This is a genomic window from Parabacteroides merdae ATCC 43184 (assembly GCF_025151215.1).
GTDB classification, from domain to species: Bacteria; Bacteroidota; Bacteroidia; order Bacteroidales; family Tannerellaceae; genus Parabacteroides; species Parabacteroides merdae.
Window position 1 is genome coordinate 3,214,829 of sequence record NZ_CP102286.1, and the last position, 15,497, is coordinate 3,230,325.

The window sequence follows — 15,497 nt, forward strand, 5'->3', positions numbered from 1 at the left end:
TATATGAATATGAAATCAATCAAATACGGCATTATGCTTTTAGCGGCATTCGCCTCCTTTTCTTCATGCGACGAGCACGACTTTCTGAAAGAAGAACCTCTGGATTTTTATTCGCCGGAGAATTCCATGGAGACAAGCGCTCATTTCCAATCATCATTAAACTACCTGTATAACCGCGTAAGATATCAGGTCTGCGAGATGACAATGGACACCCGCTTCGCTTTCTATTATGCAACAGATTTTGCTTTCAACGGAACCGATTACTATAAGCCGGCAAAGTTGAATGATTATAAAAACGTGATGGTACCGACTTTTGCCGTACCTAAAGAGGTTTGGAAAGAATCCTACACGGTCATATCCAATGCCAACGTTATTTTAAACCGTTTAACAAATGCCAGCCAGGTAAATGACGAAGATAAAAAGGTAATCAGAGGAGAAGCTTTGGTGTTCAGAGGGTATGCTTACCGTATGCTAGCCAATCTATTCGGGGGCGTCCCTTTGATTCTGGAAGAAATCACGACTCCTCGCCGCGACTATGTACGGGCAAGCCGGGAAGAAGTTTATAAGCAAATCAAACAAGATCTGGAAGAAGCTGTTTCTTTGCTTCCTAATATCGAATCGGTAAAAGACGGAAAGCTAAGTAAGCAGGTCGCACAACACCTGTTGGCAGAAGTCAACATCTGTTTAGGCTTATATGACGAAGCGATACAAGCGGCAAGTGCCGTAATCGACCATCCGGAAATGGCACTTATGACCAACCGTTTCGGTTCACGTCAGAACGAAGCCGGCGATGTCTATTGGGATCTGTTCCGGCTGAACAACCAAAACAGGGGTAGCGGTAACAAAGAAAGTTTATGGGTGCTGCAATATGATTACCTAAATCCGGGTTCCAACACGGACTACAATGCGTCATTCAGCTTTATCCCTTACTACCAGAATATCAAAATAACGGCTAAAAATGAGGCAGGTGAGGAAATCAATACAACAGCGTTCTTAGGAGTGACGGATGGCAAATGTGGACGTGGTATCGGCTGGATCCAGCCGACCAGCCATTTCTTCAATGATATTTGGTCCAAAGGTTCGGAAAACGACATCCGGAACTCGGAATACAACATCATCCGCGACGTGCGTATCGATAATCCGGAATCTCCGGCTTTCGGGCAATGGCTGGTAAAAGACGGTTATTACAAACAGCTTGACTCGATCCGCCAGTGGTATCCGCTGATGACAAAGATTTCTCGTGTTAACAACTTCCCCGAAGAATTCTACCAGAAAGACGCAAACGGTAATCCTTTGATGACTCCTTTCGGCGAACATCTGGTAATCAACAGTGCGAACGGCTCCTATAAAGACGTTTACTTGTTCCGCCTTGCCGAAACCTACCTACTGAGAGCGGAAGCGTATGTCAACAAGGGTGACCAGGCAAAAGCGGCAGCCGATGTCAATACGGTTCGTAGTCGTGCAAATGCCGATCCGGCACAACCGGCAGAAGTAAACATCGACTATATCCTGGACGAACGCCTACGCGAGTTGTATTGCGAAGAACTCCGCATGCTGACTTTATGTCGTATGGGTAAACTTGCCGACAGGAACCGAAGATATAACCCCAGAACAGGCATGAGTATAGAGGATTATCATAATCTCTGGCCAATCCCCTACTCGGAAATCGAACGGAATGTATATGCCACGATCGAACAAAATCCGGGATATTAATTCATTTTAAATCTTTAAAGTGTCCGGATGAATTGCATATCTTTGCATCTGGACACTTTTTTGTATAATCTTAAAAATACCATGTATATGCGCACTATTTCTTATCTGATCTCATTCTTGTTGCTGGCCGCGTGCACGGGAACACCCTCAAAAGCACCACTCACCTTGTGGTACGACAAGCCTGCCCAAAACTGGGACGAGGCACTCCCCATCGGGAACGGCCGTGCGGGAGCAATGGTTTTCGGAGGAGTTGAGAAAGAACAACTTCAACTGAATGAAAACACGTTATACAGCGGGGAACCGTCAGTCGTTTTCAAAGATGTGAAAATAACACCGGAGATGTTCGACAAAGTTGTCGGGCTGATGAAAGCCGGAAAATACAAGACAGCTTCCGACCTGGTTTGCAAGAACTGGCTGGGACGCCTGCACCAATATTACCAACCGTTCGGAGACCTGCATATCCAAAACAACAAGCCGGGAGATGCTGCCGGATACAAACGGGCATTAAACATCTCGGATGCGGTTGCCACAACAGTCTATAAACAAAACGGAGTGAAATACGAACGGGAAGTATTCGCTTCCCATCCGGACAATGTGATCGTCATGCATCTGAAAAGCGATACACCGAATGGCATCGACATCTCGCTCGATTTCACATCACCTCATCCGACAGCCCTGCAAAAAGGGACTGACGACCGTCTGATCCTGCACGGACAGGCTCCCGGCTATGTGGAACGGCGTACATTCGAGCAAATCGAACAATGGGGCGACCAATACAAACACCCTGAACTCTACGATGCGAACGGCAAACGCAAGTTCGACAAACGGATGCTTTACGGCGACGAGATCGGCGGGAAAGGTATGTTTTTCGAAGCCCAGTTGAAACCGGTCTTCCCTAAAGACGGGAAATGTGAGATTACCGACGCCGGTATCCATATATACAACACGGACGAAGTCTATTTCATACTCAGTATGGCAACAAGTTTCAATGGTTTCGACAAAAGTCCGAGCCGGGATGGTATCGATCCTTCGGCCAAAGCAGCCAGCATTCTGGAAAAAGCCCTTTCCTATGACTATCAGACACTGAAACAACGCCATACGGAAGATTACCGTTCCCTTTTCGACCGAGTCGATTTCGAACTGTTTTCCTCTCCCGAACAAAAGGCGATGCCGACCGACAAACGTCTCGAACAGTTTGCCGGAAACGCCGATCCCGACTTGGCAGCTCTCCTGTTCCAATTCGGACGTTACCTGATGATCAGCGGATCACGTCCAGACGGACAACCTTTGAACTTGCAAGGAATCTGGAACAAAGACACAATTCCAGCCTGGAACTGCGGCTATACGATCAATATCAATACAGAAATGAACTACTGGCCGGCCGAACTCACCAATCTGTCGGAATGCCAAGAACCTCTTTTCCGAATGATCCGGGAACTGTCTGTCTCCGGTGCCGAAACAGCCCGGAATATGTATAACCGCCGTGGTTGGGTGGCCCATCATAACACATCCATCTGGCGAGAGTCCTTGCCGAACGACAACGTGCCGACAGCTTCTTTCTGGCCGATGGTGCAAGGGTGGTTGTGTAGCCACTTATGGGAACACTACCAGTTCACACAGGATGAAACATTCCTGAAAAACGAGGCCTATCCGTTGATGAAAGGGGCCGCCGAGTTCTTTGCCGACTGGCTGATAGACGATGGCAACGGTCATTTGGTGACTCCGGTAGGCGTCTCTCCGGAAAACCGCTTCATCACGGAAGACGGACAAACGGCAGCCATGAGTATGGGACCGACCATGGACATGGCCATTATCCGGGAAACTTTTACCCGCACGATCGCCGCTTCGGAAATGTTCAATCTGGATGAATCGTTTCGCAATGAATTGAAAGATAAATTAGCACGCCTGTTACCCTATCAAATCGGAAAGCGTGGACAACTACAGGAATGGATATATGACTTCAAGGAATGGGAACCTCAACACCGCCATTTCTCCCACTTGTACGGTTTCCATCCGAGCGACCAGATCACACCGGACAAAACACCGGAACTGTTCAATGCAGTCCGCAAAACACTCGAACTGCGGGGCGACTTGGCTTCCGGCTGGTCGATGGGCTGGAAAATAAACTGCTGGGCACGCTTGTTAGACGGCAACCACGCCTACAAGATCATCGCCAACCTGTTCAATCCTGTCGGATTCGGAAACAGTGCACATAGAGGAGGAGGGCTCTTCCGAAACTTACTGTGTGCACACCCTCCTTTCCAAATCGATGGAAATTTCGGCTATACGGCAGGTGTCGTTGAAATGTTATTGCAAAGCCATGCCGGATACATCCATCTGTTGCCTGCTTTGCCCGATGTATGGGCAGAGGGCTCTGTTTCCGGCCTGAAGGCACGGGGCAACTTCGAGATTACGATGAACTGGAAGAATGGAAAATTGACAGAAGCCAATATCCATTCGCTGTCTGGGAAAAGCTGTACACTTCGTGCCAGACAAGCATTCACGGTCAAATCGAACGGTAGAACCATAGCTACATCCACCCCGGTCCGGTCAAACGGTAAAGAATATTTCCAAGCGACATTCGAAACGCAAAAAGATGGAACATATCTAATCACACAATAAACACGAAGAAATGAAACAAGCATTATCATTGATCGGAGTTTCCTTTTTATCTGTTGTCAGTTCACTGGCAGCAGATAAAAAGCCCAATATCATTCTGATTCTTGCCGACGACATGCGAGCTTCAGGAATGAACTTTTTAGGAAAAGAACAAGTCCAAACGCCCAACCTGGATAAATTGGCAGGAGAAAGTACAGTCTTCACCAACGCCCACATCATGGGTGGTACATCCGGAGCCGTCAGTATGCCAAGTCGGGCCATGCTAATGACCGGAAAATATCTTTATAACCTCGAAAAACAGGGAGCAACAATCCCGAATTCGCACACGATGATAGGTGAAACCCTTCAGAAAGCCGGCTATAATACATTCCATACCGGTAAATGGCATAGTAGCTATGAAGCCCTGAACCGTTGCTTTAAAGAAGGGAAAGCCATCTTTTTCGGAGGCATGTGGGATCACTGGAATGTTCCCTTGTACGATTACCATGCAGATATGAATTACGGAAAACGTCGTCCGGTCATCCATAACCAGGCAAAATCGAACAAAGTAGAATATGAAATAGGAGAATATATGTATTCAGGAAAGCATTCCGTAGATATTTTCACCCATGAAGCCGTCGAATATATTCAACAACAAAAAGATAAAAACCAGCCGTTCTTCTTGTCGGTAGCCTATATGTCTCCCCATGACCCTCGGAGCATGCCGGATGAATACATGCAGCTTTACGACCAGAGCCAAATACAACTTCCACCCAATTTTATGGAAAAGCACCCGTTCGATAACGGAGAATTAGAAATACGTGACGAAATATTGGCTGCTATTCCCCGCCGTCCGGATGAAATCAAAAAACATATCAGGGAATACTATGCCATGATCTCCCATGTAGACAAACGCGTAGGCAACATTATCCAAACTCTGAAAGATAACGGGTTATATGAAAACACAATCATCATATTTGCAGGAGACAACGGGTTGGCAGTCGGACAACACGGCCTGATGGGGAAACAGAATGTATACGAACATAGCGTTGGCGTCCCTTTGATGATCAAAGCTGCCGCACAGCATACCGGTAAAAAGACCGCAGACCTATGTTACTTGATAGACGTATTCCCAACCCTTTGCGACATGCTCCAACTACCTGTACCCCAATCGGTAGACGGTATCAGTCTACTTTCTTCCTTAGATGGGAAAGAACCTGTCCGCGACTACCTATATTACAGCTATATGGATAATCAACGCGGCATTTCCGATGGAACCTGGAAGTTGATTGAATATCATGTGAATGGGAAACGCACGACCCAGTTATTCAATCTGAAAAACGATCCTTGGGAGAGGAACGATCTCAGCGGACAAAAGAAATACGAAAAAACAATCCAGCGTCTTCGCGAAAAGATGGCTGAAGAGCAGAAGAGGACAAATGATACATCTGTTTTCTGGAATAATTTCAGTTATTAATTATGTTTTCGCGCACACTCCATGTTTATTTAAAAATAAACTTCTACTTTTGTGGTCTGAACACATTATAAACCATCGATATGGATAAGAAAGTAATAACCTTTGGAGAAATCATGCTTAGACTGGCCACTCCAGACTATCTCCGTTTTTGTCAAAGTGATAAATTGAATGCTACCTTTGGTGGCGGTGAAGCTAATGTTGCCGTATCACTGGCAAACTATGGTATTGCAACCGAGTTTGTAACCCGTTTACCTAAAAACGACATTGCGCGTGCTTGCGTAATGGACCTGCGTAAATACGGTGTAGGGACTTCTCACATCGTTTACGGCGGCGACCGTTTGGGTATCTATTTTCTGGAAACAGGTGCGGTAGCCCGTGCCAGCAAAGTCGTCTATGACCGCGCTCACTCGGCTATCTCCGAAATCCAACCGGGAATGGTAAACTGGGAAGAAGTATTCAAAGATGCATCCTGGTTCCACTGGACAGGCATTACACCGGCCATTTCACAGGGTGCGGCAGATGCTTGCCTCGAAGCTATCCAAGTGGCAAACCGTATGGGTATCCCCGTATCATGCGACCTTAATTACCGCAAAAATCTGTGGAAATATGGCAAAACGGCCTCTGAAGTGATGCCGGAACTGGTTGCAGGTTGTGACGTAATCCTTGGTAACGAAGAGGATGCGGAAAAGGTATTCGGCATTAAACCAGAAGGTTTCGACGTAACAGCCACAAACGGTGAAGTAAACGCTGCCGAATTCGAATCCGTTTGCACACAATTGATGGCTAAATTCCCGCGTGCAAAGAAAGTGATCATCACACTGCGCGGCGCTATCAATGCAAACCACAATACGTGGGGCGGCGTTCTCTATGCCAAAGGCAAACTGTACCAGTCTCGTCGTTACGACATTACTCATATCGTTGACCGTGTAGGTGGTGGAGACTCTTTCATGGGAGGTTTGATCTACGGTCTGCTGACTTATACGACAGACGACCAGAAAGCACTCGATTTCGCTGTCGCTGCATCTTGCTTGAAACACACGATCTACGGCGACTTCAACCAAGTGACAGTCGAAGAAGTTGAAAAGTTGATGAGTGGCGATGCTTCCGGACGAGTTTCAAGATAAGTGACAATTCAATCATAATTCATAATTCAGAAATCTTATCATGGCAAGATTCAATAAAATGCAGGTACTCGATGCGATCGTCAGCACAGGAATGGTACCTGTTTACTACAATAAAGATGTAGAAATCGCAAAGCAGGTTGTCAAAGCTTGCTACGAAGGTGGTGTCCGTGCATTCGAATTCACCAATCGCGGTGACTTCGCTCATGAAGTATTTGCCGAACTGATCAAGTTCGCTACAAAAGAATGCCCCGAACTGGTATTAGGCGTCGGATCTATCGTGGATGCCGGAACAGCTTCCCTATACTTGCAATTGGGTGCTAACTTCGTTGTCGGCCCATTGTTCAACCCGGAAATCGCAAAGGTTTGTAACCGTCGCTTGGTCCCATATACACCAGGATGCGGTTCCGTTTCGGAAATCGGTTTCGCCCAAGAAGTAGGTTGTGACCTGTGTAAGATTTTCCCTGCCGGAAACGTAGGCGGACCATCGTTCGTGAAGAACATCAAAGCTCCGATGCCTTGGTCTATGATCATGGCTACAGGCGCCGTAGAACCGACGGAAGAAAATCTGTCGGCCTGGTTTAAAGCTGGCGTGACTTGCGTAGGCATGGGTTCCAAGCTGTTCCCGAAAGAAATGATTGCAGCCGGCAACTGGGAGGCAATATCCACACTTTGCCGCGATGCACTGGCAACTATCAAGAAATATCGTTAAATGATTTCTGAATTATGATTTATGCGCCGATGATAAATCATAATTCAGAAATCTATAAATCATAAATCTAAAATCATAAATCATGAAATCCTTTCTCGATTCCAATTTCCTGCTCCAGTCCGAGACAGCTCAGAAACTGTATCACGAACACGCAGCCAAAATGCCAATCATCGATTATCACTGCCACTTGATCCCGCAACAGATAGCCGACAACTATCAGTTTGCCGACCTGACGGAAATATGGTTGGGTGGTGACCATTATAAATGGCGTGCGATGCGTGCCAACGGCGTACCTGAAACATACATCACAGGGGATAAACCAGCGTATGAAAAATTTGAAAAATGGGCTGAATCCCTGCAGTATGCCATGCGCAACCCTCTATATCACTGGACCCATCTTGAACTGAGCCGTATCTTCGGCATAGACAAGGTTCTGAATCCGTCCACCGCCCGCGAGATATACGACGAATGCACAGCCAAATTGCAAACACCGGAGTTCCGTGCCCAGGCAATCATGGAACGTATGAACGTGGAAGTCGTATGTACGACCGACGATCCGATCGATGATTTGAAATATCATACCCAGATCCGCCAAAGCAGTCTGAAAACCAAAGTGCTTCCTGCCTGGCGACCGGACAAGGCTATGGCAATCGAGAATGTCGATACATATAACGAATATCTGACCAAGTTGGAAGCAGCTGCCGACATGTCGATCCTCAACTTCAAAAACTTGATCGACGCTTTGCAGAAACGTCACGACTTCTTCGCGTCACAAGGCTGCCGCCTGTCCGACCATGGAATACTTACATTCTATGCCGAACCCTATACGGATGCTGAAATCGAGGCCATATTCCTGAAAGCACGTATGAAGAAAGAACTGACAGTCGAAGAAATCGACAAATTCCGTTCTGCCATGTTGTACGAATTTGCGGTTATGGATGCCAAAAGCGACTGGGTACAACAGTTCCACTATGGTGCAACCCGCAACAACAACGTCCGCATGTTTAAGCAATTAGGTCCCGACACAGGCTACGATGCAATTGGAGATGCAGAAGTCGCAGCTCCGCTAGCTCGCTTCCTGAGCCGTTTGGACGAAGAAGGCGTATTGGCAAAGTCTATCTTCTACAACCTAAACCCGCGCGATAACGAACTGCTGATGACAACGATCTACAGCTTTAACGACGGCACGGTTCCGGGCAAGATGCAGTATGGCTCCGGCTGGTGGTTCCTGGATCAGATTCACGGCATGGAAAAGCAGATGAACGCATTGTCCGACTTAGGGTTGCTGAGCCGCTTCGTCGGAATGCTCACGGATTCACGCAGTTTCCTATCCTATCCGCGTCATGAATACTTCCGCCGCATCCTGTGTAACATCCTGGGCCGCGAAGTGGAAGACGGTCTACTGCCTGCATCCGAACTGTCGTTCATCGGTAAGATGGTCGAAGATATCAGTTACAATAATGCGAAAGGATATTTCAAGTTCTAAAAGAAACTTTCCTTAATTATAAAGGGCCGCGTCAGCAAAGATTTGACACGGCCCTTGTTTTTTTACCTCTTTCTTTTCGCTTTGGCAGCCGCCTCTTTGGCCTTTTGGGCTTCGCGGCGGGCTTTTTCTTTGGCCTTCAGCTTTTCTTTGTATTCGCGTTCCTTCTGCTTACGTTCTTTTTCCTTTTGCTTCAGGCGTTCCTTATACTCACGTTCTTTCTGCTTACGCAGTTCTTCACGGGCTTTGAGTTTCGCCTTACGTTCGGCTTCGACCTGTTTCAGCTTGGCCTTGCGGTCGCGTTCAAGCTGTTTTTCTCGTTCGGCTTTTGCTTTCAGCAACGCTTCTTCTTCAACCTTTTGCTTCTTCAGAAGTTCCTCGTTTTCTTTTGCCTTCTTTTCCTGCAATTCTTTTTCGGCTTTCTGTTGAGCTTCAAAAGCTTTACGAGCTTCTTCCTTACGGGCTTCAACTTCATCGGCTTCGCGCTTGCGGAGTTCTTCGATCTCTTTCAACGTGAGTTCCTTCGGTTGTTCGACAGGAGTGACAACAGCGGAAACGGTGTCGGACGATGCCGGAACAACCGTATCTTTTACAACCGGCTGTACAGAAACAGTATCTACATCCGCCGGAAGGAGCGTTTCTGTTTCACGGACAGTCATTGTATCGACCGCCGGAAGTTCTACCGGAACCGTATCTTTTACGGCAGACGGTACAACAACTTCTTCTACAGCCTGCTGCTGGCGTTGTTCTTTCGGGCGGACGGTCTTCTTGACAGGTTCCGGCTTTTCTTCCGGAATATTTTCAGAATCCTGTGCTTCGGCCTCTTCAGCTTTTGCCTCTTCCTCTTTGATCTGTTCGGCAGCCATACGGGCTTTCCAACGAGCGGCCAGTTCAGGAACGGCCTCACCGAAGTTTTCCTGGAAGAATTCGACATATTCCTCAAGCGTCTTTCCCCGCATCAAGGTTTCATAATTGTCGTCGGAGATCGGAAGAATAGCCACATTTTTGTCCAATGCAGTTGCATAGCCATCCGCTCCGTAGATCATCTTATAATAATGAAAGATCTCATCCAAATTGAAGAAACCATGAATCGTCAACATGCTCATCGGACCGGCTTCTTCAAAACTCAAATCAAACTCCTTCACCATAAAATTGGCAAAGTTATAGGCGGCAACGGCAAAAAGCAACTGGTTACGATCGAGTGTTCCGGTCGGGAACATTAACAGCATCCGGTAAGACGTGTTAGATTCAGCCGTAAAGACACGTGCCGAGTCGGCTGCCGACAACGTACCATCATCCCCCACACCGAAACGCAAGTTCCAACTCATTCCCCTAATACCACCTTGAACCATCATACGCCCACGCAGAACACCTTTCAGCATTTCACCCGCCAGTTCCGTCACATCAGCCGTCGGATATTTCTCAACCAATGCTTTCAAGGCGTTTTTGAAACCTTCAGCATCCCCAGCCTGCACATAGGTCAGCGCCTCGAGGAACATGAACTTAGGCAATAGATCCGCCAACGGATACTTGGCACTGACATCGCGATAATTACGACGAACGGTGACCGTATCTTCCGCCAGGTAACTTGCATAGGTCGCCTGGTAGATCGAATCCTGCACCTTGTCCATCATCCGGATATTATATTCGTAATTCGGATCGGCAATCGCAACCGCATAATCCGATTCAGGGAAAGTCGTAACCAACTTATTCTTATAAGCAGCAGCGAGCGCTTGGTTTCCGGAACGAAGAGCCATCAGATAAACCTGGTAGTAGCTTTCCAAAAGGTGACTATGCTTCGGGAAACGGCGTTCCAGTTCCTCAAAGGCTTCGGTTGCCAACGGGATATCCTCGAGTTTGTCCTTATAAATCATAGCCATGTTATAGAGACCATCTTCTATGATAATATTGGAAGCCTGGATATCTTCGGGTGTCAACGGAAGCTGCTGAATGTAATACTCACGTGTTTTCGGGTCATCGGAAGCAGCAGGTTCCAGTCCGGCCTCGAGCGAATCGGTAGCCAGTTCGCCCACCTCTCCTTCGGAAGCATCCTCAGTTTCGTCTGCCATATTCTCATTAAAAGTGGACATTTCTTTCTTACGTCGACGCCAGTCATCTTCCAGCGCACGCCGTCCCCATTTACGTTGGAAAGCTGCTTTTCCCTGTGATACTGCCTGCGGGTTATAGAAATAGAAACCGGAACCTCCGGACGTCGTCGGTAATGTGATGCCGCCAGTCTCTGTTCCTGGACGGTCGATACCAGTCCCTTTTGCCTCCTGTTCCGCCAGATAAGCTTCTTTCTCGGCCAGGGCCTTGGCTTCCTCCTCCTCTTTCTTCACCTGCTCGATGATTTTGTCGATCACGGCAAGCCGTTCCGACTCCGGCATTTTGGCAAGAGTTTGCAAACTATCCTGCAAATGGACCGCCTCCACATGCACGACCAACTCGTCCAAGATAGCAGACAGCTTGGATACCCGTTCATAGTCTTTATATTCTTTCTGGATGCCGGACAATGCACCGCTGAAATTCGGTTGTGCCTTGACATAGTCGCGCTTCTGGAAATAAAGATCACCCAGTTTGATCTGGCAGATCGCCTTGTCCAAACCGTTCTGTGTGCTTTTCTCCACACCCAGCTCGTAGTTTTTGATGGCATTGACTGTATCTTCACGGCTCATATAGACATTGCCCAACGCATAATAGACCTGATCGAGCAGGTCCTTGTTCTTATCGCTTTTCGCCATCCGCTGCAACATCTTGATCACTTTCTGATAATTGCCGCCAGTAAATACTTCGGTCTGGCGGATACGGGCGGCAAACTCCAGTTCATAAGGAGGATTAGCTTTGATCACCTGTCCGAACATCTGGTAGGCAAGCCCGTTCTGATCCTGTTCGGCATAAATCTGTCCCAACAAATACTTCATCCGGGTACGCTGGCGCCGGTTCTTCTCTGCCTTGATCGCTGTCTTGAAATAAGGGACCGCTTCTTCATATTGCTTATTCTTCACCAGGTAGTCGGCATATACCGCCGCATACTGGTTCAGGTTCTTGCGAGGGATACCGTTCGTATTCAGTTTTCCTAAGATATCTTCCGCTTCATAGAACCATTCCATCTCAGAATAGCAGCGGGCCTGCCAAAGACGGGCTTCGGCCACCACTTCTTCATCATGGGCATAATGACGGGCTATGTAAGAGAAAGTGGCAGATGCCTGCAAGAAATCAGCATTATAGAACTGCGCCTGCCCCATCATCAACCAGCACTTTTTGAGGAACGGATTGTATTCTTCCTGTTCCTGCCAGGCACGTTGTTTGGGATCATTGCGCCATCCCGGTTTCTTAGGCGGCTTTGCTTTGATGGAGTGGAGCTTGATCGCTTTATTGCTTTTCTCGATCGCCCGGTCGAAAGGACCTCCGGTTTCGGGCTTGTCTTTCGGTTGCGCACTGATCGGGTACATCAGTATCATGTCGGAATAGCTTTCCTTATAGCCGTTCTGCATGGAAAGCAACGCTTCGTCAAACGATGTTTTTCCGTTGAAATAGATATTATAGCGGGAATTAAAAGCGTGATAGAAGCGGCTTGCCTTGGTATTCTTTTTCGTACTGCAAGACCAAAACAAAGAGACAATCAATAATGCGATTATATAGTAGAAACCTTTCTTCATTTCCCCTTTTAACGCTTTAAAACCGCTTTTATTGCTTTCACTATCAAAAAGAAAAGGACTAGGACAAGAATAATAAACGCCCCGGAAGGCACATTCAGAAGATAAGAAAGGACGAGCCCGAACACACATCCCAAGAAACCGATGGCAATACTTCCGAAAATGATCTTCTTGAAGTCTGATGTAAAAAGGTTTACGGTGATCTGAGGCAACGTCAGCAAACTCATCAGAAGCATGATCCCGACCAGACGGATCGAAAGGACGATCGTCACAGCGATGCAGCACATCATTACATATTCTATGCACTTGACGGGCACTCCTTGCGTCAGTGCAAAATCCCTATCGAAGGCCACATAAACGATCTCCCGCAGGAAAAGCGAAAAAAGGATAACCAGCAACAACGCCAAAGCGGCTATCCAGATAATATCTCCCGTCGAAACAGTCAGAATATTTCCAAAAAGGTAGGCGGATAGATTCGGTGCATATCCGGGTGTCAGGAAAATAAAGATAACGCCCAATGCCATTCCTAACGACCATATCCCGGCAATAGCAGAGTCTTCACGCACATTCTGTGTCTTGCTCGCCCACTCCACCCCGAATGCGGAGAGCACGGAAAACAACATTGCCATCAAGATCGGATTCATCCCGAGATAGAACCCCAACCCCAATCCACCGAAAGAAGCATGAGTGATACCTCCACTGATAAAGACAAGCCGCCGCGACACGATATATGTCCCGACGATACCACAAGCGATCGCGGTCAGCAGGCTACCCAAAAGGGCATGCTGGAAAAAACCATATTGAAGTAAATCCATTTTCTATCCTCTTATATCCTTTTTTATGGTTTCCCGGCAGGAAACTTCTGTTTCATTATAGGGGAACTCCTGTTCCATGCCTATGAAACTGTTGTTCCATGCAAGGGGAACTTTTGTTTCATGGTTATGAAACTTAATGTATGCGCCGCTCCCCGACAATCAGGAACGCTTCGTCCTTCAGCTCATCCGGTAAATTAATAGCACGAAGTTGCAGACTACGCAACCAGCCAGCCACTTCGATCTCCTGCAAGGTATAAAGCACATCACGGAACTCGTTCACGGCATCTTCATCGTATGCATCGGCCTCGACTCCCCGAAAACGGTCCAGTTCTTCATCGTCATAATACTCGATTTTTTTGCTGACTGCCGCCAACAGACTGTCGCGTTCACAGGTTTCATGCTGTCCGCAACATTCGTCAGTGACAAGTTCCTGTGCCTCGGGGATTTCAGAAATCTCCCCACGTTCCAGCATCTTCTGCCATTTCCGGTTCCGAAAATAACCGGCAATGGCAGCAACAACACCCAATACGATAATACCTATAACAATATACCACATAATAATTGACAATTAACAATGAGCAATTGACAATGGACTTCCAGACACCGACAACTAATTGTCAATTGCCTATTGTTCATTGTCAATTATAATAAAGCCTGCGGTTCTCAAGTCTCTCCAATAGTGCGGATAACTTTTGCTGACCACCTGCGGGTCAGCTATCTCGATCCCTTCCGGCAACACGAGGGCGGCAGGTGCAAATGCCATCGCCATACGGTGATCTTCGTAGGTCGTGATCACAGGATGCGCTTGCGGTTCACAACGTTCGCCGTTCCATTCCAAAATACTGTTGTTGCTGTCTGTCAGGAGATATCCTAATTTGCGAAGCTCCGTCTTAAGCGCTTCGATGCGGTCGGTTTCTTTTATCTTCAGACTTTGCAAACCGGTAAAACGGAAAGGGATATTCAATAACACACAGGTCACGACAAAGGTTTGAGCCAGGTCCGGCTCGTTTACGAAGTTATAATTCAGTTTTTTGGTCCTATTCCCGTTGTGCTTCAAAACAACGCCCCGATCCGTGTAAGTCGTACCCACACCAAGCTGTGCAAACAATTTGGCTCCGGCGGCATCTCCCTGCAAACTGTTCTTAAACAGCCCCAGCAATTCGATCTCAGCATTTTTAGACAACGCCATCATGGAATACCAGTAGGAAGCAGCACTCCAGTCGGATTCAACGGTAAAGGGTATCGGATGATAATCCTGCGGTCTTACCTTAATGGTCTGCCCGTTCCATTCCGCCTTTACCCCATATTGTTCCATCAGCTGTAACGTCAGGTTGATATAGGGTTTCGAAATGACAACCCCTTCAAGATGCAAGGTCAGCCCGTTCTCCATCAGGGGGGCAATCATCAGCAACGCCGAAATATACTGTGAACTGACCCCACCGGCAAGCGAAATCTCGCCTCCCTGCAACGCACTTCCGAAAATGCGGAGAGGAGGATATCCCTCCTTCTCCATATATTCCACCCGTGCTCCCAGCGCATTCAGCGCATCCACCAGTATCTTGATCGGCCGGTTCTTCATCCGCTCCGTTCCGGTAATCGTCCACTCGCCCACCACTTTAGACAAAAAAGCCGTCAGGAACCGCATCGCAGTTCCCGCGGCTTTTATATCAAAGTCACGGTCATTCGAATTCAACGCCTTCACCATCACCTCCGTATCATCGCAATCCGACAAATTCCGAATCTCATACGGGCTATAGCTCAACGCATTAAGTATCAACGCACGATTACAGATACTCTTGGATGCGGGCAGCTTAACGGAAGCTTTCAGTGAATCAGGAGACTTTATTGTATAATTCATACTTTTGCATTAAAATGGAATACAAAAGTACGGAAATTATTGGGAAGATATCACTAATATTGTC

Annotated in this window: 10 protein-coding genes; 6 read left to right on the plus strand and 4 right to left on the minus strand. The window is 47.4% G+C overall.

What is annotated here, in order from left to right:
* The first annotated feature begins 9 nt into the window (after window positions 1–9).
* The 6 genes from NQ542_RS13405 (at window position 10) to uxaC (ending at window position 9,107) form a co-directional block, all read left to right on the plus strand.
* Window positions 10–1,713, plus strand: a complete 1,704-nt coding sequence (locus NQ542_RS13405; protein ID WP_005649653.1) for a RagB/SusD family nutrient uptake outer membrane protein — start codon at window positions 10–12, stop codon at window positions 1,711–1,713.
* Window positions 1,714–1,800: 87 nt separating this feature from the next.
* Window positions 1,801–4,335 carry a glycoside hydrolase family 95 protein gene (locus NQ542_RS13410; protein WP_087879961.1) on the plus strand — a complete coding sequence of 845 codons (2,535 nt, stop codon included), beginning with the start codon at window positions 1,801–1,803 and terminating at the stop codon, window positions 4,333–4,335.
* 10 nt (window positions 4,336–4,345) lie between these two features.
* The gene (locus NQ542_RS13415) at window positions 4,346–5,788 is read left to right on the plus strand and encodes a sulfatase-like hydrolase/transferase (RefSeq protein ID WP_005633410.1); all 1,443 of its coding nucleotides are present in this window, start codon (window positions 4,346–4,348) and stop codon (window positions 5,786–5,788) included.
* Between the two features lie 80 nt (window positions 5,789–5,868).
* Window positions 5,869–6,912: a sugar kinase gene (locus NQ542_RS13420; protein ID WP_005633413.1), complete on the plus strand. Its 1,044-nt coding sequence runs from the start codon at window positions 5,869–5,871 to the stop codon at window positions 6,910–6,912.
* Window positions 6,913–6,952: 40 nt separating this feature from the next.
* Window positions 6,953–7,621, plus strand: coding sequence for a bifunctional 4-hydroxy-2-oxoglutarate aldolase/2-dehydro-3-deoxy-phosphogluconate aldolase (locus tag NQ542_RS13425; protein ID WP_005633416.1), 669 nt, complete (start codon window positions 6,953–6,955; stop codon window positions 7,619–7,621).
* An 82-nt stretch (window positions 7,622–7,703) separates the two neighbouring features.
* Window positions 7,704–9,107, plus strand: a complete 1,404-nt coding sequence (gene uxaC / locus NQ542_RS13430; RefSeq protein WP_005633418.1) for a glucuronate isomerase — start codon at window positions 7,704–7,706, stop codon at window positions 9,105–9,107.
* Window positions 9,108–9,169: 62 nt separating this feature from the next.
* Here uxaC and porW read toward each other — a convergent pair whose 3' ends face one another.
* The 4 genes from porW to NQ542_RS13450 all read right to left on the minus strand — a co-directional run bounded on the left by porW (window position 9,170) and on the right by NQ542_RS13450 (window position 15,433).
* A complete protein-coding gene (porW, locus tag NQ542_RS13435; RefSeq protein WP_005633420.1) occupies window positions 9,170–12,763 on the minus strand; it encodes a type IX secretion system periplasmic lipoprotein PorW/SprE in 3,594 nt (1,197 codons plus the stop codon).
* 8 nt (window positions 12,764–12,771) lie between these two features.
* Window positions 12,772–13,575 (minus strand): metal ABC transporter permease, encoded by an 804-nt coding sequence (locus NQ542_RS13440; RefSeq protein WP_005633423.1) that lies wholly within the window; start codon window positions 13,573–13,575, stop codon window positions 12,772–12,774.
* A 133-nt stretch (window positions 13,576–13,708) separates the two neighbouring features.
* Window positions 13,709–14,131 carry a hypothetical protein gene (locus NQ542_RS13445; RefSeq protein WP_005633426.1) on the minus strand — a complete coding sequence of 141 codons (423 nt, stop codon included), beginning with the start codon at window positions 14,129–14,131 and terminating at the stop codon, window positions 13,709–13,711.
* 69 nt (window positions 14,132–14,200) lie between these two features.
* Complete coding sequence (locus tag NQ542_RS13450; protein ID WP_005633428.1) at window positions 14,201–15,433, minus strand: 3-phosphoshikimate 1-carboxyvinyltransferase; 1,233 nt, start codon at window positions 15,431–15,433, stop codon at window positions 14,201–14,203.
* Between the last annotated feature and the right edge of the window lie 64 nt (window positions 15,434–15,497).

Bases quoted from the DNA above. Each gene is read 5' to 3' on its own strand.
- NQ542_RS13420 (WP_005633413.1), top strand. From the start codon at position 5,869: ATGGATAAGAAAGTAATAACCTTTGGAGAAATCATGCTTAGACTGGCC.
- NQ542_RS13450 (WP_005633428.1), bottom strand. From the start codon at position 15,433: ATGAATTATACAATAAAGTCTCCTGATTCACTGAAAGCTTCCGTTAAG.
- NQ542_RS13405 (WP_005649653.1), top strand. From the start codon at position 10: ATGAAATCAATCAAATACGGCATTATGCTTTTAGCGGCATTCGCCTCC.
- NQ542_RS13425 (WP_005633416.1), top strand. From the start codon at position 6,953: ATGGCAAGATTCAATAAAATGCAGGTACTCGATGCGATCGTCAGCACA.
- NQ542_RS13440 (WP_005633423.1), bottom strand. From the start codon at position 13,575: ATGGATTTACTTCAATATGGTTTTTTCCAGCATGCCCTTTTGGGTAGC.
- NQ542_RS13415 (WP_005633410.1), top strand. From the start codon at position 4,346: ATGAAACAAGCATTATCATTGATCGGAGTTTCCTTTTTATCTGTTGTC.
- NQ542_RS13410 (WP_087879961.1), top strand. From the start codon at position 1,801: ATGCGCACTATTTCTTATCTGATCTCATTCTTGTTGCTGGCCGCGTGC.
- NQ542_RS13445 (WP_005633426.1), bottom strand. From the start codon at position 14,131: ATGTGGTATATTGTTATAGGTATTATCGTATTGGGTGTTGTTGCTGCC.
- uxaC (WP_005633418.1), top strand. From the start codon at position 7,704: ATGAAATCCTTTCTCGATTCCAATTTCCTGCTCCAGTCCGAGACAGCT.
- porW (WP_005633420.1), bottom strand. From the start codon at position 12,763: ATGAAGAAAGGTTTCTACTATATAATCGCATTATTGATTGTCTCTTTG.